This is a genomic window from Pseudomonas sp. 29, from assembly GCF_002754355.1.
Classification (GTDB): domain Bacteria; phylum Pseudomonadota; class Gammaproteobacteria; order Pseudomonadales; family Pseudomonadaceae; genus Aquipseudomonas; species Aquipseudomonas neuropathica.
On record NZ_PEEY01000001.1, the window covers coordinates 1,370,140 to 1,393,415 of the forward strand.

Sequence of the window (23,276 nt, forward strand, 5' to 3'; positions counted from 1 at the left end):
AGACCTGCAGGCGCGTTCGCGCGAAAGTCGAGTATACACCCGGCTCCGGACCGCTTGAGGGTACCGCCGGGAGAGTGAGTATTATCAGGCACGGACAGCATTGAAGCTGCGCAAGGCTACAGAATATCCCGTTGATACAAAAGATGATTCTGACCTGCGTCAGCGCTGTGGGTATTGAAATAACGCGGAGCGAAATTACAGGCAAAAAAAAACCCGGAAATCCTCACTTTCGTGGGCCTTCCGGATTTTCTAAACCGCCAAATATGGTGGGTCGTGTGGGATTCGAACCTACGACCAATTGGTTAAAAGCCAACTGCTCTACCAACTGAGCTAACGACCCGCTGTGTGGTGGCGCGTATAATACTGATTTTTAAGGACTATTCAACACCTTTTTGAAAATAATCAAAAATAAGCTGTTGGATCGTCCACACCAGCGGCCGCAAAGCCTTCTGCGCGCAGGCGGCAGCTGTCGCATTTACCGCACGCGCGGCCGTCATCGTCGGCCTGATAGCAGGAAACGGTGAGGCCATAATCAACGCCGAGCTTCACGCCCGCCTGAACGATTTGCGCCTTGCTCAGGTTCTGCAGTGGCGCCTGAATGCGGAAGCCATTGCCTTCAACGCCGGCCTTGGTCGCCAGATTGGCCATGCGCTCGAACGACTCGATGAACTCCGGACGGCAATCCGGGTAACCGGAATAGTCCACGGCGTTGACACCAATAAATATGTCACGCGCACCCAGCACTTCTGCCCAGCCCAACGCCAGCGAAAGGAACACCGTGTTACGCGCCGGCACGTAAGTCACCGGAATGCCTTCGCCCAGCTCCTCCGGAATATCGATGCTGCTGTCGGTCAGTGCCGAGCCGCCCATACCATTCAGGTTGAGGCCGATTACTTTGTGCTCAACCACCCCCAAATCGCGGGCGACGCGGGCAGCGGCGTGCAATTCAGCGTGCGAGCGCTGACCGTAATCGAAACTCATGGTGTAGCAGCTGTAGCCTTCGGCGCGAGCCATGGCCACGACGGTGGCCGAATCGAGGCCGCCGGACAGCAGAATGACCGCACGTTTTTCGGTGGTGTTCAGTTGTTCGGTCATCTCAGCGCCCCGGCTCGTCATTCCATAGATATTTATGCAACTGCAATTGCAACCGCACCGGCAGGTTGTCAGCCACCACCCAGTCCGCCAGATCCCGAGCATTGAGGTCATGGTGACTTGGGGAGAACAGCACTTCACCGGCACGCCGTTCAAGACCGTACTGGATCAGCTTGGACACGGCCCAGTCATAGTCTTCCCGCGAACAGATGACAAACTTCACCTGATCGTTGGGGCTCAGCAGTTCGATGTTCTCGTAACGGTTGCGATGGGCTTCTTTCGAGTCCGGCGTTTTCAGATCGACAACCCGACTGACGCGCGGATCGACGGCCGAAATGTCGAGTGCGCCACTGGTTTCCAGCGAAACCTCGTAACCGGCGTCACACAACTGCTTGAGCAAAGGAATGGCGTTCGGCTGCGCCAGCGGCTCACCGCCGGTGACACAGACGTAGCGCGGACGAAATCCGGCCACTTGCTCGAGGATGTCGTCGAGGGTGCGGATGGTGCCGCCACTGAACGCATAGGCGCTGTCGCAGTATTGGCAACGCAAAGGACAACCGGTCAGGCGCACAAAAACCGTGGGCAGCCCGGCGGTCCGCGTTTCCCCCTGCAACGAGTAGAAAACTTCGGTGATTCTCAATGTGTCTTGCATAGTCGCCACGGGCGTAACAGCTAAACAGGCTGTCCGCCTCCGTCAGGCACTTCAGGCAATCCCGCCAACGCGTAGACCGCAAGAAGCGTGTTTCAGAAAAAGGGCGTGAATTCTAACGAAAAAACCCGCGACAAGCGCGGGTTTCTTCTAAACGGGTAACACGACCTTACATGCGTTGCAGATCACGTTGAGCCAACTGAGCGGCGGAGGTACCCGGATATTGGGCCACCACCTGCTGCAGAATGCCTTTGACCTTGTCGGTATGACCAAGGCGGCGCTCTACGTCAGCCAGCTTGTACAGCGAGTCCGGCACTTTAGCGTGCTTTGGATACAGCTGCGAAACCTTGGCGAAAGCCTGACCTGCACCTTGCAGATCGCCTTTGGCCAGATTGACTTCGCCCAACCAGTACTGGGCGTTGCCCGCGTATTGGCTGTTCGGGTATTTGCGCAGGAAAGCGGCAAAAGCCTGGCTGGCCTTGTCGAAATCCTTGGCTTTGATCAGGTCGAAAGCGGCATCGTAATACAGCTTTTCCTTGGCCGGATCACCCGGTTCGCTGCTTGCAGCAGGTGCCTGGGCAGCAGCCCCGGCGCCAGCGGCAGCACCGGCAGCAGCACTTGCGTCGCCACCGGCAGAAGAATTCTCAGGAGTCGCGGCAGGTGCAACGCCGGATCCTATGCGCCGATCAAGATCCTGGTATCGCTCCAGGGATTCCTGCTTCATGCGCGCAACCTGATTCTGCAGTTCTTCGATCACGCCTTGCTGGCGAGAAATCTGATCCTGCATCTGTTGCAATTGGTTGAACAGCATGCCTTGTGCCGAGGCAGGGGCCGAAGCCGCTCCCCCGGCATAGGCGCCGTTCGTACCGTAACCTGCAGGCGGATAACTGCTCCCGCTATTGTTATAACCGGAGTTGTCATCGACCACAGGAACCGCAGCCCACGCCGCAAGCGGCGCGAGACTGAGAGCCAGAACAGTTACAGCACGACGGCACGTTCGCATATCGAATTACTTACGCAGTTCGACGCGACGGTTTTGAGCCCAGGACTGCTCGTCGTTGCCGGTAGCAACTGGACGCTCTTCGCCGTAGGAAACCAGTTCCAGCTGAGCTGGGGAAACACCTTGCAGTACCAGGTAGCGCTGAACGGCTTTCGCACGACGCTCGCCCAGTGCCATGTTGTACTCACGAGTACCACGTTCGTCGGTGTTGCCTTCCAGAACAACGCGAGCGCCGTTTGCTTTCAGGTCTTTGGCGTGAACGTCCAGAGCGCGCATGGCTTCTGGCTTCAGGTCCGAGCTGTCGTATTCGAAGTAGAAGGTGGTGATTGCGCGCAGAGCAGCTTCTTCGCTCAGGGAACCGTCAACGGCACCAGTGTTTGCGCCGTAACCAGCGTTTGGATCAACAGCGCCTTCACCGGCGTTGTCGCCGCCTTTGGACGAGCAACCTACAGCTACAGCCATGGCCAGAGCCAGCGCAGCAAATTTACCAAACTTCAGCATTTCCATCGTGAAACTCCTAATGAACCCCAGTGTGTTAAGTAAAACGTGTAGCGCCCGCTCACTTCAGGTAAGGGGACCAGGACGGTTCTCTGACTTCGCCTTGAGCGGTAGGAAGCGGGAGCCTAACGCGTCCATTAATGGACACGAGCATCAAGACTCCCCGGCCCTGTTGGCGGGTGGCGTAGATTACCATGGTGCCGTTGGGCGCAACAGTAGGTGACTCGTCCAGAGTGCTATCAGTGAGGATCTTTACACTCCCTCGCTGCAGATCCTGAGCTGCCACCTTGAAATTGGTGAAGCCATCCTGACGATGGATCATCACCAAAGTCTTTTCATCAGCCGAAAGTTTCGGGTTGGCGTTGTAATTACCTACAAACGTCACACGCTCGGCACCACCGCCACTGGCGCTGGTTTTGTAGATCTGAGGCTTGCCGCCGCGGTCCGAGGTGAAGTAGATGGTCGAACCATCCTTGCCCCAGTACGGTTCGGTGTTTATGCCAGGACCTGCGGTCACACGGGTGATCTGGCGCGAAGCCAGATTCATCACGTAGATGTCCGGGTTACCGTCCTTGGACAGTACGAACGCCAGGCGATCACCGTTCGGCGACCAGGCTGGCGCGCCGTTCAGACCTTCGAAGTTGGTGATCTGCTCGCGGCGACCGGTGTCGATGTTCTGCATGAAGATGCGTGGGCGCTTCTGCTCGAACGACACGTAGGCGATGCGCTTGCCATCCGGTGCAAAACGCGGCGACAGGATTGGCTCACGCGATTGCAGCAAGGTCACGGCGCGAGCACCGTCGTAGTCCGAACGCTGCAGGGTGTAACGGGTGTTCTTCTCGGAGAAGCGCTCAGCCGTCACGTACAGCAGACGCGTCGAGAACGCACCTTCAATACCGGTCAGTTTCTGGAACGACTGGTCGGAGATGAAGTGCGCCATGTCACGCAGTTGCTCGGTGGTACCGGAAACACTGCCGTCAGCCACTTTCTGTTCGGTGGCCACGTTGAACAGTGCCCACTGCACCTGCAGACGACCGCCGGCTGGCGCAATGCTGCCGACCATCATGTATTGAGCACCCACCGCCTTCCAGTCACGGAAGATGATTTCGCTCGGCTGGCTTGGCTGGCTGATCATGTTTTGCTTTGGAATCGGCGAGTAGTAGCCCGAGTTGCGCAAATCGTTACCAATGATTTCTGCCATGTCGTCCGGCAGCACGGCACCGCCCTGCATGCCGAATGGTACAACGGCGATCGGAGTAGCCCGATCGCTGCCGCTGGTAACCAGAATGTTCTTTTCATCCGCCATCGCGATCCCTGCCATGCAGCAGATCACGACCAGCATTCCTCGAAGAAGGTTTCTCACAAGGCTAGATCCTCAGGTGTGAATGTCATCTTGAATGAACGATACGGAGCGAAATCGCTCGGCTTCATTCCCTGCATTTCTGTCAAACGTCCAATATTCTTCACTGCCGCGACTGCCGACGCATCGAACGGACCATCGCCACTGGACTTGGCCACGCTGACCGAAGTCACCGTACCGTCCGGCAACATGCCGATCTGCAGTACAACTGTCATGCCTTTGCGTGCCGAAGGTGGACGGGCCCAACCTTCTGCCGCTCGCGCACGAATCAGGTCATCGAAACTGCCCGCGACTTCGTCACCCTGCTCATCGGCCAAGGCCTGCTGGCGCTGCGGCGTATCGGAAAGCAAATCGGCCAAGGCCTGAGCCTTTTTGTCTTCAGTCGATTTACGTGCCGCATCCTGCGCTTTCTTCTTCGCAGCATCGGCAGCAGCTTTCTTCTTCGCTTCGTCGGCGATTTTCTTCTTCGCCTCTTCAGCTTCAGCTTTCTTCTTGGCGTCTTCGGCGGCTTTCTTCTTCGCGTCTTCGACGATCTTCTTCTTGGCTTCTTCAGCAGCGGCTTTCTTGGCCTCTTCTTCAGCAGCCTTTTTCGCTTCTTCTTCAGATTTCTTCTTGGCTATATCAGCCAATTTTTTCTCTTCAGCCTTCTTGGCTTCGGCGGTCTTCTTGGCTTCGTCGGCTTTTTTGGCTTCGTCAGCCTTTTTCGCCTCGTCTGCTTTCTTCGACTCGTCGGCCTTCTTGGCTTCCTCGGCTTTTTGAGCCGCTTCTTCTTTCTTTTGTTCCGCAGCAGCCTTGATCTCTTCCTGCTCGACCTTCTTCTGCTCCATCTGCTCGACTTCGGTCTGGCGCGCGGCGGATTTCTTCGCCTCACCCGCAATCTTCTGATTGGTCTGGGTGGTTGCCTGACTTTTCGATTTCAGCTGGTAGAGGGTCGCCTGGACAATCGGTTTGGCCGGCGGCAGCTCTGGTGTAAAGGCAAAACTGACGAACAGCATGCCGAACACCAGCACGTGCAGGACAATTGCCAGAACACTAGGCCAGAAGTAGCTTTCCGAGGCGGACGGCTCTCGCTGTTGCTGCATCAGGGGGCCTCGGTAATCAAACCAACATTACCGACCCCGGCTTTCTGCAACCCGCCCATGGCGCCCATGACGGAACCGTAGTCGACGGTCTTGTCACCGCGGATGAAGACCTGGGTACGCTTGCCGCCTTCAGTGCCGGCACGAATGATCTTGGTCACCGCGTCGGTCATTTGCGGCAGAGTCATGGCCCTGTCCTGTTGCTTCTCGGTATCGACTTCGCTGCCAAGGTTCCAGTAGTAGGTCTTGTCAGCCTTGATCGAAATGGTCAGGACCTGAGTGTTGTTGTCCTGCGGCAAGGCTTCGCTGGAAACCTTGGGCAGATCAACTTTCACGCCCTGATTGAGCATCGGCGCGGTCACCATGAAGATAACCAGCAGCACCAACATCACGTCGATGTAAGGCACCACGTTCATCTCGGCAACCGGCTTGCGCTTTTTGCGAGCTCGAGCGATTAAAGCCATTGGAAATTACCTGCTTATTCTTCGCTGGTGTGCACTTTGCGGTGCAGGATCGCCTGGAATTCATCGGCGAAGGTGTAGTAACGGCCCAGCAAGGTTTCGCTGCGAGCGGCGAAACGGTTGTAAGCGATAACCGCAGGGATCGCGGCGAACAGACCGATCGCGGTGGCGATCAGGGCTTCGGCGATACCCGGGGCCACAGTGGCCAGGGTTGCTTGCTGGGCGCTGGCCAGCCCGCGGAAGGAGTTCATGATGCCCCACACCGTACCGAACAGACCGATGTACGGGCTGACCGAACCGACGGTGGCGAGGAATGGCAGGCTCTGCTCGAGTTTCTCTTCTTCGCGGGAAATGGCGACGCGCATGGCACGGGCCACACCTTCCATGACCGCTTCAGGGTCGACACCTGGCTGCTGACGCAGACGGGAGAACTCCTTGAAGCCGGCACGGAAGATCTGCTCCACGCCAGAATCCGGATCCGGGTTGCTGCCCGCCTGACGGTACAGCTTGGACAGGTCGATACCCGACCAGAAGCGCTCTTCGAAGCTCTCCAGGGCACGTCGACCGGCACGCAGCAGATTGCTGCGCTGAAAGATCATGATCCATGAGGTCACCGATGCGGCCACCAGGGTCAACATTACCAACTGCACCACGATGCTGGCATTGCTGACCAGGCTCCACATGGAGGAATGGTCGACGACGTTAGCTTCCACGCTTTATCTCCTGCTTTGAGTGTGTACCCGGGCCGACCGCGTCGGCGAAGGCCGCACGCAAGTCTTCGGGAAGGGCCCGGGGTTTCAAACTGTTAGTGCGCACACAGGCCACCAGAAACTGCCCTTCACAGAGCAGCACATTATCCGTTGCCCGCCTGACCTGCTGTTTGAAGCGCAGGCTGGCACGGTTCAATTCGATTACTTCAGCGCTTACCAGCAGTTCGTCGTCCAGTCGCGCCGGCGCGTGGTAACGCGCTTCGCTGGAGTGCACGACAAACAACAGGTCCTCCCCTGCCAGCTGCGATTGGGCAAAGCCCAGCTCGCGAAGCCGCTCGGTTCGAGCCCGTTCCATAAACTTGAGGTAATTAACGTAATACACGATGCCGCCCGCATCGGTGTCCTCGTAATAAACGCGACAACGATGTGCGAACGACTCAAGCCCGTTTTGCGCGCGCATACTCTAGTGCTTACTCCTCAGGTTGCCAATCCGGCCAGGCAACTGTTTTTCATGGTTTCAGGGCTTTACCGCAAAAGTACCGTCCTATGACCGTACAAACCCTGAATAAATCGACAAAAAATGTGTCTCAATCGTCCACGGCATCGAGAAACTCGTCTGCCACGGGCATTTCACCCATTCGTGACGGGATGTTTAAACCAAAGTGCAGGTACGCATGGCGCGTCACCACCCTGCCCCGTGGAGTGCGCATGATGTAACCCTGCTGGATCAGATACGGCTCCAGCACATCTTCAATCGTGTGGCGTTCCTCGCTGATTGCAGCGGCGAGGCTGTCGATACCGACGGGGCCGCCATCGAACTTCTCGATCATGGTCAATAGCAGGCGGCGATCCTGATGATCGAAACCGTGTTCGTCGACATCCAGCAGGTTCAAAGCCAGGTCCGCCACCGCTTTGGTGATATGGCCCTTGGCGCGCACTTCAGCGAAGTCGCGCACACGGCGCAGTAGACGGTTGGCGATCCGCGGCGTGCCCCGGGCGCGGCGCGCGATTTCGAACGAGCCTTCCGGATCCAGCGGCAGACCGAGGATGGCCGCGGAACGGCTGACAATCGTCGCCAGATCAGCCGTGCTGTAGAACTCCAGACGCTGGACGATACCGAAGCGGTCACGCAACGGGTTAGTCAGCATGCCGGCGCGAGTCGTCGCGCCGACCAGGGTGAATGGCGGCAGATCGAGCTTGATCGAACGCGCTGCCGGCCCTTCGCCAATCATGATGTCGAGCTGGAAATCCTCCATCGCCGGGTACAGCACTTCTTCAACGATCGGCGACAGACGATGGATTTCGTCGATGAACAACACATCGTGCGGCTCAAGATTGGTCAGCAACGCCGCCAGATCACCCGGACGCTCAAGCACCGGCCCGGAAGTGCTCTTGATCGATACGCCCATTTCCTGAGCGATGATGTTGGCCAGTGTGGTTTTACCCAGACCCGGCGGGCCGAAGATCAGCGTGTGGTCGAGGGATTCGCTTCGGCCACGGGCGGCCTGGATGAACAGCTCCATCTGCTCGCGCACGGTCGGCTGGCCGATGTAGTCGGCCAGGCTGACCGGGCGAATGGCGCGGTCCTGGACTTCTTCGCGCTCGCGCGGGCTGTGCGCGGCGGTGATCAGACGATCAGCTTCAATCACTTAAATCATTCCCTTCAGGGCGCGGCGGATCAGGTCTTCACTGCTCAAATTCTTGTCCTTGATGGCGGTAATCGCCTTGCTCGCTTCCTGCGGCTTGTAGCCCAGGGAAATCAGCGCGCTGACCGCATCGTTCTCGGCGGTGTTGACCGGCGCCGGGCCATCCGGTTGGTTCGGCACGAGCGCGAACATGGCTGGCGTAGTTTCCCAGGCCTTGAAGCGATCCTTGAGTTCGACCAGCAGACGCTCAGCGGTTTTCTTGCCGACACCCGGCACCTTGGTCAACGCCGAGGTGTCCTGAGACTGCACGCAGCGGATCAACTCGTCGACTTCCAGACTCGACATCAAGGCCAGGGCCAATTTTGGCCCGACACCATTGAGACGGATCAACTCGCGAAAAAAGTCTCGCTCACGCTTGCCGGCAAAACCATAGAGTAATTGCGCGTCTTCGCGTACGACCAAATGCGTGTGCAAGGTCAGCGGTTCACCGACCGACGGCAGGCGATAAAGCGTGGTCATGGGCACTTCCAGCTCATACCCGAGGCCGTTTACATCCAGAATCAGGTGCGGCGGCTGTTTTTCAGCCAGGGTGCCGCGCAAGCGTCCAATCACGTTTCAGATCCTTGAGCGTTGGCCAGCCGTGGGCTGGCGACTGTCGAAAGGCGGATTTCGGGCCGACGACCCAGGCGCAAAAACCGGCTTTCAGGAAAATTGATGCTGATGCTATCAGAGACGCAGGCGCCCGCCACGACTGCGTGCCGTTCCCAGACCGTGCGGCAGCAGACTGGAACGTGTGTGCGCGTGGCAAATGGCAATGGCCAGAGCGTCAGAGGCATCGATTTGCGGTTTGCTGGTGAGTTTGAGCATGTGCATGACCATCATCTGCACTTGTTCTTTATTGGCGGCGCCAGTGCCGACCACGGCTTGCTTGACCTGCGTGGCCGTATATTCGGCGATCTCCAGGCACTCTTCCGCACCGGCGACGATCGCTGCACCGCGCGCCTGCCCCAGCTTCAGCGCCGAGTCGGCGTTTTTCGCCATAAACACCTTTTCGATGCCCATGGTCACCGGTCCGTAGGTCTGGATGATCTCGCGCACGCCGCGATAGACGATTTGCAGGCGTTCGTGCAGCTCGCCCGCACCAGTGCGGATGCAGCCGGATGCCACATAGATACAGCCGCCACGTCCGGTATCACGAACAATCCCGTAACCGGTGATGCGCGAACCGGGGTCGATACCAAGAATTAAAGTCATAACGCCTGCAGATTCGGTAAAAGCACGATTTTCAAATCAACCCATAACAAATGTGGGAGCGAGCCTGCTCGCGAAAGCGGTTTCATCATCAGCAACGATGTTGCCTGAAAATCCGCCTTCGCGAGCAGGCTCGCTCCCACATTGAATCGTAGCCGCTCTTAACCGAGCTGAGCGGCCACGTCTTCCGGAATATCCGCGTTGGAATAAACGTTCTGCACGTCATCCAGATCCTCAAGCATGTCGATCAGCTTGAGCACCTTCTCCGCACCTTCCAGATCCAGTTCGGCACTGGTGGTTGGCTGCATGACGATTTCCGCATCATCGCCCTTGAAACCCGCAGCTTCGAGCGCGTTACGCACGGCATAGAAACTGGTGAACGAGGTGAACACATCGATCGAACCGTCTTCGTGGCTGACCACGTCATCGGCATCGGCTTCCAGCGCCGCTTCGGTCAGTGCATCTTCATCAACGCCCGGTGCGAAGCTGATCTGGCCTTTGCGCTCGAACAAGTAAGCTACCGAACCGTCGGTGCCGAGGTTACCCCCGCACTTGCTGAACGCATGGCGCACAGCAGCGGCAGTACGGTTGCGGTTGTCGGTCATGCACTCGACCATCACCGCCACGCCGCCCGGGCCGTAACCTTCGTAGGTCAGCTCTTCAACGTTATCCGCTTCGGTGGCACCAGCGCCGCGCGCCACGGCACGGTCGATGATGTCGCGGCTCATGTTCGCGCTCAGCGCCTTGTCCAGGGCCAGACGCAGACGCGGGTTGGAACCCGGATCACCGCCGCCCTGACGGGCCGCAACGGTCAGTTCGCGGATCCACTTGGTGAAGATCTTGCCTCTCTTGGCATCCTGACGTTCTTTGCGGTGCTTGATGTTCGCCCACTTGGAATGACCTGCCATAACTCGCTCCGAATTCTCTTTGAAACGTTGCCCGCCCTGCTCATGCAGCGGCCAGCAAACAAAAAAATCTCGACCTGCTCTCTTATAGAAAGAAAAAAGGCGCATCCGAAGATGCGCCTTCAGGCCCGTCTTACTCAGCCTTTGGCGTTTCGCGCAAACGAATGTGCAGCTCGCGCAGTGCCTTGGCATCCACCACACCCGGCGCTTGCGTCATGACGTCGGCAGCACTCTGGGTTTTCGGGAAGGCGATCACTTCACGGATCGACTGGGCGCCGGTCATCAGCATCACCAGACGGTCCAGACCGAAGGCCAGACCACCGTGCGGCGGAGCACCGTACTTCAGCGCGTCGAGCAGGAAGCCGAATTTCTCTTCCTGCTCTGCTTCATTGATACCCAGCAGACGGAACACCGCTTGCTGCATTTCCTTGCGGTGGATACGGATCGAACCGCCACCCAGCTCGGTGCCGTTCAACACCATGTCGTAGGCGCGGGACAGAGCGCCAGCCGGGTTGGCTTCCAGCTCTTCAGGAGAGCACTTCGGCGCGGTGAACGGGTGGTGCAACGCGGAGAAGCTGCCGTCGTCGTTTTCTTCGAACATCGGGAAGTCGACGACCCACATTGGCGCCCACTCGCAGGTCAGCAGCTTGAGGTCGTGACCGAGCTTGATGCGCAGTGCGCCCAAGGCTTCGCTGACGATCTTGGCCTTGTCAGCGCCGAAGAACACGATGTCGCCATCGACTGCGCCAACGCGATCGAGGATCACGTTGAGCTTGTCTTCAGGGATGTTTTTCACGATCGGCGATTGCAGACCGTCAACACCGGCAGCGCGCTCGTTGACCTTGATGTACGCCAGGCCCTTGGCACCGTAGATGCCGACGAACTTGGTGTAATCGTCGATCTGCTTGCGTGGCATGCTCGCCCCGCCTGGAACGCGCAGTGCGGCGATACGGCATTTCGGATCGTTGGCCGGGCCGCTGAACACCTTGAATTCAACTTCTTTCAGTTGATCGGCAACGTCGACCAGTTCCAGCGGGTTACGCAGGTCTGGCTTGTCGGAACCGTAGCGGCGCATGGCTTCTTCGAAAGTCATGTGCGGGAAATCGCCGAATTCCAGACCCAGCACTTCCTTGAACAGGTTGCGGATCATTTCTTCGGTCAGGCCCATGATCTCTTTTTCATCGAGGAAGCTGGTCTCGATGTCGATCTGGGTGAATTCAGGCTGACGGTCAGCACGCAGGTCTTCGTCGCGGAAGCACTTGGCGATCTGGTAATAACGGTCGAAACCGGCAACCATCAGCAGTTGCTTGAACAGCTGTGGCGATTGCGGCAGGGCGAAGAACGAACCGGCGTGGGTACGGCTTGGCACCAGATAGTCACGCGCACCTTCAGGGGTGGCACGGGTCAGGATAGGCGTTTCAACGTCGAGGAAGCCGTTCTCGTCGAGGAAGCGACGGATGCTGGTGGTCATGCGCGAGCGCAGACGCAGCTTCTCGGCCATTTCCGGACGACGCAGGTCGAGGAAACGATAACGCAGACGGGTTTCTTCACCAACGTCGGAGAACTCGTTCAGCGGGAACGGCGGAGTTTCCGACTCGTTCAGCACTTCCAGTTCATAACCCAGCACTTCGATCATGCCCGACGCCATGTTGGCGTTGGTCGCACCGGCCGGACGCAGACGCACCTTGCCGGTGATCTTCACGACGTACTCGCTGCGCACGCGATCGGCAGCGGCGAAGCTCTCGGCGCGATCCGGATCGAATACCACTTGGGCCAGACCGTCACGATCACGGATATCGAGGAAAATCACCCCGCCGTGGTCGCGGCGACGGTGAACCCATCCGCAAAGGGTAATTTCCTGGCCTTCCAGGCTTTCGTTCAGTTGGCCGCAATAGTGGCTGCGCATCATGATAATGGTTCGCTTCTCGTCATTCGATATTCGGTGGAGATCCCGTTGCTTTCAAAGCAATGCGGAAACTCACGCGTGTCGTTCAACCTGGGGTTGAACCCTAGTCAGATTTGTCGCCACCGGCCAGATTCTTCTTGGTCCCGGTCTTGAAATCGGTTTCGTACCAACCGCTGCCGCTGAGGCGAAAGCCTGGCATGGACAGCTGTTTCTTGAGCTCTGGCGCCTGGCAGGCAGGGCAGTCGACCAGCGGTGCATCGCTGATCTTTTGAATGGCTTCCAACTGATGACCACAGGAAGCACATTGGTAATCGTACATCGGCATGGGGGTGTCTCGGCGATCAGATTGCCACCGCGCGCAGGGCTTTGCGGCGAAAGAGCGGGATTATATCGATTAAATGCGGCCTGTGCAGCCGTAAGACTGCACAGGCCGAGACCTCGTTTGCAACCGCCGTTTCAGAGCGATTCGGCAGTTGCTGCCTGCTTGACGCCGTTCATGACGCACACCACCCGCACCAGCGCGCTGAAATTTCTCACCCCGCCGTGACGCAGATGCACTTCGCGGTCAACGTGGGACAACAACGAGCTGATCGAACAGCAGTTATCTGCGGCCATATTGCCGAGGATGTTCCAGTAGACCCGCTCCAGCCGCAGGCAGGTCGCATAACCGTTCAGACGCACGGATCGTGACGATGGCTGAACCAGTGCCATGTCGAACTCGCTGACGAACGGATCAACTTTCAACTCATGGGGCAAGCCGACAATCCTGTCGCCTCGCCTGTCTCCCTCTGCCATATCAGTGACACTCCTTTGCCATCTCTGCTTGTTTGAAAAGTCACATCCTGTGGCTTTCATAAAAGCGCAGACACAAAGTTATAGCCAGACGACTTATTGACCGACTCCGTAGGATAAGCCAACGACACAGGTAGGATTGCGGACAGCGCACGAGCACCGCTGGCGGGCCCGCGCGCTCGGGGGATTACGCTTCCAGCAGCGAGCGCAGCATCCACGCCGTTTTTTCGTGAACCTGCATGCGCTGGGTCAGCAGGTCTGCGGTCGGTTCATCGCTGACCTTGTCGAGCAGTGGGAAGATGCCACGTGCCGTGCGGGTCACGGCTTCCTGACCATCGACCAACTGTTTGATCATGTCTTCGGCACTCGGCACGCCCACCTCTTCCTTGATAGAAGAAAGGCGCGCGTACGTGGCATAGGCGCCCGGCGCCGGAAAGCCCAATGCGCGAATACGCTCGGCGATCGAGTCCACGGCCAGCGCCAGCTCGTTGTATTGCTCTTCGAACATCAAATGCAGCGTACGAAACATCGGGCCGGTGACGTTCCAGTGGAAGTTGTGGGTTTTCAGATACAGCACGTAGGTGTCCGACAGCAGACGCGACAAGCCTTCGACGATGGATTTGCGATCTTCTTCACTGATACCGATATCGATTGCCATGTTTACCCCCTAACGGCGATTGAATTCATCCAACAGGTGCAGACCCACTCTAGCAAGCCTGCCGACACCCCGCAGCCCGGATCGGGTGCAGGTGCTGCGACAAATCGACCGACGCATGCCGCTGGCCGGGCTGATTTGAGTAGCCGCAGGCTTTGCTGTTAAATAGGCAGTGTGTCGCCATGCCCCATTTTTCGGGGCGTTGCGCATAGGCTGATGCCGTGAACGTGTCCACCGCCTCTTATTTTGTTCCGAAGCGAACCGTGCGCCTTCAGCTCTTCCTTGTGAGCCGTCATAAACGTGAGCCAATCAAAATGTTGAAAATCGTCCACCTGCTAATGGGCGCAGCGGCACTGCTGCTGTCGTTCATACCCAGCTTGAAATCCGAAGCCGTTCCCTACCTGCAACAACCCGATGCACTTTACCTGGCCTTTTTCGGCCTGCTGAACCTGGTGATTGCTCCAGTGATTCCTTTCTGGAACAAAGGCCCTCGTCAGCATCTGCAAAACCTGGTCAGCGCGCTGCTGGTACTGACCGTCGTCCTGCAAACCTTGACCCTGATCGCCCCGATGCCCGTCATCGCCGGTCAGCCAGCCGTGCTGTTCACTCTGGTGATCGCGCTGGTTGCCGTGGTCCTGCACCTGGCCGTCAGCTTCTATCGTTCTTCACCGGCTGCTGCTCCAACCAGCTATGACATGACCAATCGTGATACCGGTACCGTAAAGTGGTTCAACACCTCCAAAGGCTTCGGCTTTATCTCCCGCGATTCCGGCGATGATATCTTCGTGCACTTTCGCGCGATCCGTGGCGAAGGTCACCGCGTCCTGGTCGAAGGCCAGCGCGTGGAGTTCTCGGTAATGAACCGGGACAAAGGCCTGCAAGCCGAGGACGTGATCGCCGCGCTGCCGCGACGCTGATCCAGGCATAAAAAAACCGCGAGCAGCGTGCTGTTCGCGGTTTTTTTACGCCTGATGAAAAGTGCCTGCCTCAGTAATGTGGCGGTGGCGCCTCATCCTCGAAGGACTCGAACTGGCCGACCATCTCTTCCTGACGCTTGAGCAGCGCCGCCATCTGCAATTGCAGGCGCTCGACCACGCGCTGCTGCGCCACCAGCACGTCGTTCAACGACTGGATGGTGTCATCCTGAAACGCCAGACGACTTTCCAGATCGGTAACACGTTCTTCCAGACTCATGACTCAGTCCTCCACAAAGCTGAAATGCTCGGTCAACACCAGTCGCAACCGTTCGCGAATGGCAGCGACCTGCTCTGTACTGTAAGGCTTGGCCGGGTGTTTGCCCCAGACCGGCGCGGGCCAGGCTGCGTCGTCACGTTTGCGCACAATCACATGCATGTGCATCTGACTGACAACGTTACCCAAGGTCGCGACGTTCATTTTGTCGGCGTCGAACAGATCCTTGAGCAGCTCAGCCAGCGCGGTGGTTTCCTGCCAAAACTGCTGTTGATCGGCGACATCCAACTGAAACAACTCACTGATATCGTCGCGACGAGGCACCAGAATGAACCAAGGGTAATTGGCATCATTGGACAACAGCAGTCGGCAGAGAGGGAAATCACCGATCGTCAGCGTGTCCTGTTGAAGTCGTGAATCTAAAGCAAACACTGCGCGCACTCCCGGCTGATCATTATTCAGCTTAGCGGCCATCCCGATGGGCAGCGCACCAAGCGACAGGACGGCAGCATACCTGCGAATGCGCCAGCCTTCACGACGACGGTGAACCCCGACGCTCTGCCAACGCTCCGAGATGTGACATTTGCGAGCGCGACGCACCAGCACGGAACCAACATCGACGTTCAGCGCAAAAAAATGACCAGAATCAGCAGAGACGTGCAGCGTCATGCCCCTTCAAGCCGTATGAATTCAGAACAGCTGTAAATTTTTTTGCACCAAAACCGCACAGTGCGTCTACGCTCACTGCGTCGGGCATCCGCCAAATACTCACTGGCGGGGTGAACCGGTAACGTTTTTGGTTGTCACGCGCGTTTCTCGGTGTGGCAACACCATAGGAGGAATGGCGTCAAGCACAGAAAAAATCAGGCTTGAAGCCCAGCTTTCACAAGGTTTTCACAAGCGCAGGCGGGTGTTCAGAGAAATAACCGCAACGAAATTGCGGTTTGTGCACGCTTGTTGCATTCGTACCCATATGGACTATAAGCGCACCACCGGAAGTGGATGCCTTAAGCCCCATAAAAACAGTGGCAGGGTTGCCCGATGGAGATTCAAGTGTTTTGCCAGGGACTCTTTTTTACCGATGCAAAAAGGCCCATAAACAGCGAGAAAGTTGTCAGTCCGGCTGCGTCGGTACTGTGAATTTGCGACATCCACCACGCCATTTGCGACACCGTCGTAAAGAAGCTGAAAGGTTGGAATAGCAAGTATCGCCAACATTGTCGGCGTGATATAAGTTTGCGCCGACACAAAAAGAAAGAGCCGCCCAGATAATAAAACAGGTGGGACGGCAGTACTCTTCTAAAACCAAAGGAGCAAATCACGATGCGCGTGATGAAGTGGAGCATGATCGCACTGGCAGTTGCTGCAGCCGCCAGTACTCAAGTGGCTACGGCCGCCCCGTTTGTTAGTGACCAGGCAGAAGCCAAAGGTTTTGTTGAAGACGCAAAACTCACCGAGACGTTGAAGAACTACTACTTCAACCGCGACAACAAAGACGGTGGCCATGATCAGAAAGACTGGACCCAAGGCTTTCTGGGTAATTTCACCTCCGGTTACACCCAAGGTACTGTCGGCGTAGGTATCGATGCATTCGGTTACCTGGCGATCAAACTGGATGGCGGTGACGGCACTTCCGGCACTGGCAACATGAGCCGTAGCGACACTCTGAAGGCTAACGGCTATGCTCACGACGTTAACGACAGCCAAGGTAAAGCCGGTGCTGCCGTTAAATTCCGCATCTCCAAAACCGAATTGAAAATCGGTGACCAACAGCCAAGCACTGCTCCAGTGTTCGCTGTCGGTGGTTCCCGCATCATTCCGCAAACTGCCAGCGGCTTCCAGCTGCAGAGCAGCGAAGTCAAAGACCTTGACCTCGAAGCCGGTCACTTCTACTCGGCGACCAGCCAGGACAAAAACGCCCGTGATGGCGGCCTGTACGCTAACTACGCAGGCCAGGAAGCCAAGACCATCGACTATTTCGGTGGCAAATACGGCATCACCGAAAACCTGAGCGCCTCGCTCTACGGTGCCAAGCTTGAAGACATCTGGAACCAGTACTACGCCAACGTGAACCTCACCACTCCATTCGGTGGCGACACTTCGCTGAACACTGACTTCAACATCTACCGCACCACCGACACCGGTGACAAGCTGGCAGGTGACATCAGCAACACTGCCTTCTCCCTGGCAACCGCGCTGTCGTTCCTGAAAGCACACACCTTCACCCTGGCCTTCCAGAAGGTCAACGGCGATACCCCGTTCGACTACGTCGGTGTGGGTAAAAACAACCGTGGTGGCGACTCGATCTTCCTCGCCAACTCCATCCAGTACTCTGACTTCAACGGTCCTGGCGAGAAATCCGTGCAAGCCCGTTACGACCTGAAAATGGCCGAGTACGGCGTTCCAGGCCTGAGCTTCATGGTTCGTTACGTTAAAGGTTGGGACATTGACGGTACCGGTCTGGCTGCAAACAGCCAATACCGCACCAGCACTGGCGCTCCGCTGTACGGTGAAGATGGCAAACACCACGAAACCAACTTCGAAGCCAAGTATGTTGTTCAGTCTGGCCCGGCTAAAGACCTGTCCTTCCGCATTCGTCAAGCCTGGCACACTGCCAACGCTGACCAAGGCGAAGGCGATATCAAAGAGTTCCGTCTGATCACCGAATACCCACTGAACATCTTGTAATCGTCAGTGGTTAGTTTGGTTGAATGAAAAAGGCCCATCTTCGGATGGGCCTTTTTTGTTATCTGTCACTTGTAATAAATGCCTGACCAACAAGTCAGGCATTTAATTAGCAACCTATCATTGTGTTACCGATTCCTGCACCACACGAATCACCCGTTGTGGAAAAGGAATATCAATGCCGGCAGTTTTTAAACGGTCACGCGACTGTTCGTTAAACATGAACATCACGTCCCAGTAGTCTGCAGTTTTCACCCACACACGCAGGGAAACAGTGATCGAACTGTCGCCCAATGTCGAAATCACGGCCTGAGGTGCAGGATCCTGCAACACACGCTCATCCTTGGCCAGATCCAGCAGCACCTGACGGGCCTTCTGCAGATCGGCTTCGTAATCAACGCCGACATCAAACACGACCTTGCGAGTCGGCTGACGGTTGGTGTTGGTGATGATGCCGTTCGACAGGTTGCCGTTTGGCACGATGATGGTTTTGTTGTCGCCAGTACGCAGTACGGTGTGGAAAATCTGGATGCTGTCGACCGTACCCGATACGCCTTGCGCTTCGATCCAGTCACCGATACGGAACGGACGGAACAGCAGAATCAGCACGCCACCGGCGAAGTTCGCCAGACTGCCCTGCAACGCCAAGCCGATTGCCAGACCGGCCGCACCGATCGCAGCAACGAAGGAGGTAGTTTCAACGCCGATCATCGAAGCGACGCTGACAATCAGCAGCACTTTGAGAATGATGTTCGCCAGGCTGCTGATAAAGCCTTGCAGCGCCAGATCGGCATTACGCAGGGCCAGCAGACCACCGAGTTTTTGCGTGACCTTGTTGATCAGCCACCAGCCGATGGCCAGCGTGATCACTGCCAGCAGCACGCGGCTGCCGTATTCCATGATCATCGGAATCCACGCCTGGGATGCCTTGACCAGGTTGTCCACCTCAGCATTCAAATCCATGTTCTATCTCCTGATTTCCGGCCATTCGGCACGCGAAAAATAAGCGGCAGAAAACCGCCGGGTGTACAAAAAACAATGTGGGAGCGAGCCTGCTCGCGAAGGCGCCGTGTCATTCAGCAATGAGTTGACTGACACACCGCCTTCGCGAGCAGGCTCGCTCCCACAGTTCATCTGACCGAGCTTAGTCGCGGAAGTTGTTGAACTGCAGGGGCATGCCGAATTCCTTGGCCCGCAGGGCCGCGATGGCCTCTTGCAGGTCATCACGCTTCTTGCCGGTCACGCGTACCTGCTCGCCTTGAATGGCGGCCTGCACTTTCAGTTTGGCGTCCTTGATGTGGCCGACGATTTTCTTCGCCAGTTCCTTGTCGATGCCTTCCTTGAGTACCGCGTCCTGCTTCATCAGTTTGCCCGATGCGTAAGCGTCCTTGACCTCAAGGCACTGCACGTCGATCTTGCGCTTGACCAGCGCCAGCTTGAGGATTTCGATCATTGCTTCCAGCTGGAATCCGGCTTCAGCAGTCAGGCTGACGGTGAGGTCCTTTTCCTTGAACTCGAAGCTGCCTTTGCCTTTCAGGTCATAACGACGATCGAGTTCCTTCACGGCGTTCTCGACCGCGTTGGTGAGTTCGTGTTTGTCCAGTTCGGATACCACGTCGAACGACGGCATGTAATCTCTCCAATAAAAAGGCGCGCTCGATATGGATGGAGCGCGCTTGGCTTGCGGTTAAAATCGGGCTCATTATAACGGGTCTTTTCCCACCGACACGGCGAGCCGCACATGCCTGTACGCAATCGAGCAAAAAACTGATGGCCACCCCCTGGCACGTTCTCGGCGCCGGCAGCCTCGGCACATTGTGGGCCACGCGTCTGGCGCGGGCCGGCCTGCCGGTCCGGCTGATCGTGCGTGACGCCGAGCGCTTGCGCAGCTATGAAGCCGTGGGCGGATTGACGCTGGTCGAACAAGGTCAGGCCAGCACCTATGCCGTGCCCGGGGAAACACCCGACAGCCCCGAGCCGATCCGCCGTTTGCTGGTGGCCTGCAAAGCCTACGACGCCGAAAGCGCCGTCGCCCGCCTCGCCCCACGGCTGACTGCGGACGCCGAACTGATCCTCCTGCAAAACGGCCTCGGCAGTCAGGACGCCGTCGCCAACCGTGTGCCAATGGCACGCTGCATCAGCGCTTCAAGCACCGAGGGTGCTTTTCGCGATGGCGACTGGCGTGTCGTGTTCGCCGGTCACGGATTCACTTGGCTGGGCGACGCGGGCCATCCGGTCGCGCCGATCTGGCTGGACGATCTGGACGCGGCAAAGATCCCCCACGAATGGAGCACCGATATCCTTACGCGGTTGTGGCGCAAACTGGCGCTCAACTGCGCGATCAATCCGCTGACCGTGCTGCACCATTGCCGCAACGGGGGTTTGCAGGAACACCATTGCGAAGTCGCCACCCTGTGCGCCGAACTCGCGGAGTTACTGGAGCGTTGCGGCCAACCCGCCGCCGCCGACAACCTGCAGCAGGAAGTCGAACGGGTGATCCACGCTACGGCTGCCAACTACTCGTCGATGTATCAGGACGTCGCCAACCAGCGCCGCACCGAAATCAGCTATCTGTTGGGCCACGCCTGCAAAGTCGCCACGCGCCACCAGTTGAACCTGCCGCACCTCAATCGATTGCAGCAACGACTGGTCGCTCATCTGCACAGCCTCGGATTGCCCAGCGACTGAGCAGCGGCTACGCTGGCCACTTGTTCCTTTGTTGCGATAAACCTGATGCCATTGCGCCAGCGTCTCGAAAACCTGCCGGTCGGCCAGAAACTGCTGGCCGCCCTCCTGGTGCTGTTGACCACTGTATTGCTGGTCGCCAACCTGACATTTATCAGTGCCGCCTATTACATCTCTCAGGAAAGCATGGCACCACAGGCCTTGCAGACCATCGGCCGACTGATTTCCAACCCGAGCCTGGTCAGCGAAGCGCTGCAATCACCGCAAAGCGCCGAGCGTCTGCTCAAAGAACTCGACAGTTACTCGCCGCTGCGCGCCGCCGCCCTTTATGACGGCAAGGGCGAACGGCTGGCGCAAGTCCAGCGCGGCGACAAACTCAGCCTGCCAGAACGCTATCGGCACATCGAAGCGTGGCAACTGACCGAGTTTCGCAGCAACCAGTTGATCACCCTGCCCCGCCCCGGCACCGCGCCAGGCCATCTGTTGCTGGTGGCCAGCAGCGAGCTGCCGATGGCGTTCTACACTGGCACGCTGACCGCGAGCCTCGGTATCCTGATTTTCAGCGTGCTGCTGTGGCTGGTGATTGCCCGGCAGATCAAACGCCTGATCACCCGGCCGATTCATCAGCTTGAGGAATTGTCGCGCCAGGTCACCCGCGAAGAAAACTACGCCCTGCGCGCCTCGCGCGGCAATCATGACGAGATCGGCAGCCTCGCCGAGGCGTTCAACACCATGCTCTCGCGCATCGAAGCCCGCGAACAGCAGCTCAAGCGCGCCCGCGACGACTCACAAGCGGCTTACGATCAGGCTCAGGGCCTGGCTGAGGAAACCCGCCATACCAATCGCAAACTGGAACTGGAAGTGCAGGTGCGCAGCAAGATCGAAAAGAAACTCACCGGTTTCCAGAACTACCTCAACAGCATCATCGACTCGATGCCCTCGGCACTGATCGCCCTCGACGAGCAGCTCTACGTCACCCAGTGGAATCAGGAGGCCAGCGCCCTTTCCGGTACGCGGCTGGACGAAGCACTTAACCAGCCGATCTTTCTTGCCTTCGAACCGCTCAAGCCATTTCTGCCGCAACTCAAGCAGACTGTCGAGCAGCACACCGTAGCGAAAATCGAGCGGGTAACCTGGTTCAAGGATGAAGAACCGAAGCATTACGCGCTGACCTTCTATCCATTGATGGGCGGTGCCGGGCGTGGCGTGGTGATCCGCATCGATGACATCACCCAGCGTCTGTCGCTGGAAGAAATGATGGTGCAGTCGGAAAAAATGCTCTCGGTCGGTGGCCTCGCCGCCGGCATGGCCCACGAAATCAACAACCCGCTGGGTGCGATCCTGCACAACGTGCAGAACATCCGTCGACGCCTGTCCGCCGACCTGCCGAAGAACCTCGAAACCGCCGAGCAACTGGGCATTGAACTGGACACGGTGAACCGCTATCTGCAAGGTCGCGAAGTGCCGCAACTGCTCGATGGCATTCAACAGGCCGGCGCTCGCGCTGCGAAAATCGTCACCCACATGCTCAGCTTCAGCCGTCGCAGTACCCGGCAAATGGCGCCGTGCGATCTGCCGGCGCTGATCGATCAAGCCGTGGAAATCGCCGGCAACGACTTCGACCTGGCCATCGGTTTCGACTTCAAGGGCCAGGCGATCATCCGCCAGTTCGACCCGGCGCTCGGGCCGGTGCCGGGCACCGCCAACGAACTTGAGCAAGTGCTGCTCAACCTGTTGAAAAACGCCGCACAGGCTATTCATCAGCGCGAAGACGACAGCGAGCCGGGGCGAATCATTCTGCGCACCAGGCTTAATCCGCCGTGGGCCGAAATTCAGGTCGAGGATAACGGCATCGGCATGAGCGAGAGCGTGCGCAAACGCACCTTCGAGCCGTTCTTCACCACCAAGGAAATCGGCCAAGGCACCGGGCTTGGCTTGTCCGTGTCTTACTTCATCATCACCAACAATCACAAAGGGCAGATGGAGGTGCAGTCAGCACCGGGCCAGGGCACGTGTTTCACCTTGCGCCTGCCGCTGACGCAACCACTGCCCCTTGCTGCCGAAACCAATCCATTATCGAGGTAACCCATGGGCTTTCGCCTGTCGAAAATCTACACCCGTACCGGCGACAAAGGTGAAACCGGCCTGGGCGATGGCCGCCGCGTCCCCAAGGACCATCCACGCGTCGAGGCCATTGGCGAGGTCGATACGCTGAACAGTCAGGTCGGCGTGTTATTGGCCGGGTTGATTGCCGAACGCGACACGTATCCGGGACTGAATGAACTGATCGAGGTGTTGGCGCCTTGTCAGCATCGCTTGTTTGATCTCGGTGGCGAGCTGGCCATGCCGGCGTATCAGGCGCTGAATGCGGCGGAAATCGAACGCCTGGAAACGGCGATCGATGTGTGGAATGAAGAGCTGGGGCCGCTGGAGAATTTCATCTTGCCGGGCGGCTCCATGCTGATTGCGCAGGCGCATGTCTGCCGGAGTCTGGCCAGGAGTGCCGAGCGGCGTTGTCAGCATTTGAATGCGCTGGAACCATTGGCCGGGGTTGGGTTGGCGTATATCAATCGGTTGTCGGATTTGCTGTTTGTCGCGGCGCGGTTGATTGCGCGGCGGCAGGGGATTGCGGAGATTCTTTGGCAACCGGCGGCAAAACCTGCAGAAATCTAGCGCCTCACAGGCCGCCTTCGCGAGCAAGCTCGCTCCCA

General features: G+C 57.9%; 26 protein-coding genes and 1 tRNA gene. 5 read left to right on the forward strand and 22 right to left on the reverse strand.

The window, feature by feature from the left end:
* Nucleotides 1-264 precede the first annotated feature (264 nt).
* The 18 genes from CLU80_RS06415 to CLU80_RS06500 all read right to left on the reverse strand — a co-directional run bounded on the left by CLU80_RS06415 (nucleotide 265) and on the right by CLU80_RS06500 (nucleotide 14,007).
* Nucleotides 265-340: transfer RNA gene (locus CLU80_RS06415), tRNA-Lys, on the reverse strand.
* 62 nt (nucleotides 341-402) lie between these two features.
* The gene (gene queC, locus CLU80_RS06420) at nucleotides 403-1,095 is read right to left on the reverse strand and encodes a 7-cyano-7-deazaguanine synthase QueC (protein ID WP_099757008.1); all 693 of its coding nucleotides are present in this window, start codon (nucleotides 1,093-1,095) and stop codon (nucleotides 403-405) included.
* Nucleotide 1,096: 1 nt separating this feature from the next.
* Nucleotides 1,097-1,744, reverse strand: a complete 648-nt coding sequence (gene queE / locus CLU80_RS06425; RefSeq protein WP_093430486.1) for a 7-carboxy-7-deazaguanine synthase QueE — start codon at nucleotides 1,742-1,744, stop codon at nucleotides 1,097-1,099.
* A 166-nt stretch (nucleotides 1,745-1,910) separates the two neighbouring features.
* Nucleotides 1,911-2,744: a tol-pal system protein YbgF gene (gene ybgF, locus CLU80_RS06430; RefSeq protein WP_007912724.1), complete on the reverse strand. Its 834-nt coding sequence runs from the start codon at nucleotides 2,742-2,744 to the stop codon at nucleotides 1,911-1,913.
* Nucleotides 2,745-2,750: 6 nt separating this feature from the next.
* Nucleotides 2,751-3,248 (reverse strand): peptidoglycan-associated lipoprotein Pal, encoded by a 498-nt coding sequence (gene pal, locus CLU80_RS06435; protein ID WP_003178634.1) that lies wholly within the window; start codon nucleotides 3,246-3,248, stop codon nucleotides 2,751-2,753.
* Between the two features lie 52 nt (nucleotides 3,249-3,300).
* Complete coding sequence (gene tolB, locus CLU80_RS06440; protein ID WP_016983828.1) at nucleotides 3,301-4,581, reverse strand: Tol-Pal system beta propeller repeat protein TolB; 1,281 nt, start codon at nucleotides 4,579-4,581, stop codon at nucleotides 3,301-3,303.
* A gap of 17 nt (nucleotides 4,582-4,598) precedes the next feature.
* The gene (gene tolA / locus CLU80_RS06445) at nucleotides 4,599-5,681 is read right to left on the reverse strand and encodes a cell envelope integrity protein TolA (RefSeq protein ID WP_093430487.1); all 1,083 of its coding nucleotides are present in this window, start codon (nucleotides 5,679-5,681) and stop codon (nucleotides 4,599-4,601) included.
* On the reverse strand, nucleotides 5,681-6,133 hold the full coding sequence (tolR, locus tag CLU80_RS06450; RefSeq protein ID WP_161806672.1) for a protein TolR: 453 nt from the start codon (nucleotides 6,131-6,133) through the stop codon (nucleotides 5,681-5,683). The genes tolA and tolR overlap by 1 nt, the downstream gene beginning before the upstream one ends.
* Nucleotides 6,134-6,156: 23 nt before the next feature.
* Nucleotides 6,157-6,852 carry a protein TolQ gene (gene tolQ / locus CLU80_RS06455; protein ID WP_008080223.1) on the reverse strand — a complete coding sequence of 232 codons (696 nt, stop codon included), beginning with the start codon at nucleotides 6,850-6,852 and terminating at the stop codon, nucleotides 6,157-6,159.
* Nucleotides 6,842-7,309 carry a tol-pal system-associated acyl-CoA thioesterase gene (gene ybgC, locus CLU80_RS06460; protein ID WP_093430488.1) on the reverse strand — a complete coding sequence of 156 codons (468 nt, stop codon included), beginning with the start codon at nucleotides 7,307-7,309 and terminating at the stop codon, nucleotides 6,842-6,844. Before ybgC ends, tolQ begins: the two co-directional genes overlap by 11 nt.
* Before the next feature lie 127 nt (nucleotides 7,310-7,436).
* Entirely contained in the window at nucleotides 7,437-8,498 is a 1,062-nt protein-coding gene (ruvB, locus tag CLU80_RS06465; RefSeq protein WP_007912736.1) for a Holliday junction branch migration DNA helicase RuvB, read from the reverse strand.
* A complete protein-coding gene (ruvA, locus tag CLU80_RS06470) occupies nucleotides 8,499-9,107 on the reverse strand; it encodes a Holliday junction branch migration protein RuvA (RefSeq protein ID WP_034153418.1) in 609 nt (202 codons plus the stop codon). It lies immediately after the preceding gene.
* A 114-nt stretch (nucleotides 9,108-9,221) separates the two neighbouring features.
* Entirely contained in the window at nucleotides 9,222-9,749 is a 528-nt protein-coding gene (gene ruvC / locus CLU80_RS06475; protein WP_007962095.1) for a crossover junction endodeoxyribonuclease RuvC, read from the reverse strand.
* Between the two features lie 158 nt (nucleotides 9,750-9,907).
* Nucleotides 9,908-10,654: a YebC/PmpR family DNA-binding transcriptional regulator gene (locus CLU80_RS06480; protein ID WP_007912738.1), complete on the reverse strand. Its 747-nt coding sequence runs from the start codon at nucleotides 10,652-10,654 to the stop codon at nucleotides 9,908-9,910.
* 130 nt (nucleotides 10,655-10,784) lie between these two features.
* Nucleotides 10,785-12,560: an aspartate--tRNA ligase gene (gene aspS, locus CLU80_RS06485; protein WP_093430490.1), complete on the reverse strand. Its 1,776-nt coding sequence runs from the start codon at nucleotides 12,558-12,560 to the stop codon at nucleotides 10,785-10,787.
* A gap of 100 nt (nucleotides 12,561-12,660) precedes the next feature.
* Nucleotides 12,661-12,882 (reverse strand): FmdB family zinc ribbon protein, encoded by a 222-nt coding sequence (locus CLU80_RS06490; RefSeq protein ID WP_093430491.1) that lies wholly within the window; start codon nucleotides 12,880-12,882, stop codon nucleotides 12,661-12,663.
* A 131-nt stretch (nucleotides 12,883-13,013) separates the two neighbouring features.
* Nucleotides 13,014-13,352, reverse strand: a complete 339-nt coding sequence (locus tag CLU80_RS06495; RefSeq protein ID WP_093430492.1) for a ribbon-helix-helix domain-containing protein — start codon at nucleotides 13,350-13,352, stop codon at nucleotides 13,014-13,016.
* Nucleotides 13,353-13,536: 184 nt separating this feature from the next.
* Nucleotides 13,537-14,007 carry a Dps family protein gene (locus CLU80_RS06500; RefSeq protein WP_038366640.1) on the reverse strand — a complete coding sequence of 157 codons (471 nt, stop codon included), beginning with the start codon at nucleotides 14,005-14,007 and terminating at the stop codon, nucleotides 13,537-13,539.
* Nucleotides 14,008-14,318: 311 nt separating this feature from the next.
* On the opposite strand from CLU80_RS06500, the gene CLU80_RS06505 reads away from it, so the two are divergent.
* On the forward strand, nucleotides 14,319-14,921 hold the full coding sequence (locus tag CLU80_RS06505) for a cold-shock protein (RefSeq protein ID WP_007912746.1): 603 nt from the start codon (nucleotides 14,319-14,321) through the stop codon (nucleotides 14,919-14,921).
* Nucleotides 14,922-14,991: 70 nt separating this feature from the next.
* On the opposite strand, the gene CLU80_RS06510 is transcribed toward CLU80_RS06505, so the two are convergent.
* A complete protein-coding gene (locus tag CLU80_RS06510) occupies nucleotides 14,992-15,198 on the reverse strand; it encodes a SlyX family protein (protein WP_099757009.1) in 207 nt (68 codons plus the stop codon).
* A gap of 3 nt (nucleotides 15,199-15,201) precedes the next feature.
* Nucleotides 15,202-15,627: an HIT domain-containing protein gene (locus CLU80_RS06515; protein WP_093430702.1), complete on the reverse strand. Its 426-nt coding sequence runs from the start codon at nucleotides 15,625-15,627 to the stop codon at nucleotides 15,202-15,204.
* 891 nt (nucleotides 15,628-16,518) lie between these two features.
* On the opposite strand from CLU80_RS06515, the gene CLU80_RS06520 reads away from it, so the two are divergent.
* Nucleotides 16,519-17,883 (forward strand): OprD family porin, encoded by a 1,365-nt coding sequence (locus CLU80_RS06520; RefSeq protein ID WP_099757010.1) that lies wholly within the window; start codon nucleotides 16,519-16,521, stop codon nucleotides 17,881-17,883.
* Nucleotides 17,884-18,000: 117 nt separating this feature from the next.
* On the opposite strand, the gene CLU80_RS06525 is transcribed toward CLU80_RS06520, so the two are convergent.
* Together CLU80_RS06525 and CLU80_RS06530 are read right to left on the reverse strand one after the other, a co-directional pair.
* The gene (locus CLU80_RS06525) at nucleotides 18,001-18,843 is read right to left on the reverse strand and encodes a mechanosensitive ion channel family protein (protein ID WP_099757011.1); all 843 of its coding nucleotides are present in this window, start codon (nucleotides 18,841-18,843) and stop codon (nucleotides 18,001-18,003) included.
* Nucleotides 18,844-19,024: 181 nt separating this feature from the next.
* Nucleotides 19,025-19,510 carry a YajQ family cyclic di-GMP-binding protein gene (locus tag CLU80_RS06530; RefSeq protein ID WP_007912755.1) on the reverse strand — a complete coding sequence of 162 codons (486 nt, stop codon included), beginning with the start codon at nucleotides 19,508-19,510 and terminating at the stop codon, nucleotides 19,025-19,027.
* A 140-nt stretch (nucleotides 19,511-19,650) separates the two neighbouring features.
* On the opposite strand from CLU80_RS06530, the gene CLU80_RS06535 reads away from it, so the two are divergent.
* The 3 genes from CLU80_RS06535 to CLU80_RS06545 are packed head-to-tail and all read left to right on the forward strand — an operon-like array spanning nucleotide 19,651 to nucleotide 23,238.
* Complete coding sequence (locus tag CLU80_RS06535; protein ID WP_099757012.1) at nucleotides 19,651-20,568, forward strand: putative 2-dehydropantoate 2-reductase; 918 nt, start codon at nucleotides 19,651-19,653, stop codon at nucleotides 20,566-20,568.
* A 45-nt stretch (nucleotides 20,569-20,613) separates the two neighbouring features.
* Nucleotides 20,614-22,650 (forward strand): sensor histidine kinase, encoded by a 2,037-nt coding sequence (locus CLU80_RS06540; RefSeq protein ID WP_099757013.1) that lies wholly within the window; start codon nucleotides 20,614-20,616, stop codon nucleotides 22,648-22,650.
* Nucleotides 22,651-22,653: 3 nt separating this feature from the next.
* Nucleotides 22,654-23,238, forward strand: coding sequence for a cob(I)yrinic acid a,c-diamide adenosyltransferase (locus CLU80_RS06545; protein ID WP_099757014.1), 585 nt, complete (start codon nucleotides 22,654-22,656; stop codon nucleotides 23,236-23,238).
* The last annotated feature ends 38 nt before the right edge of the window (nucleotides 23,239-23,276 follow it).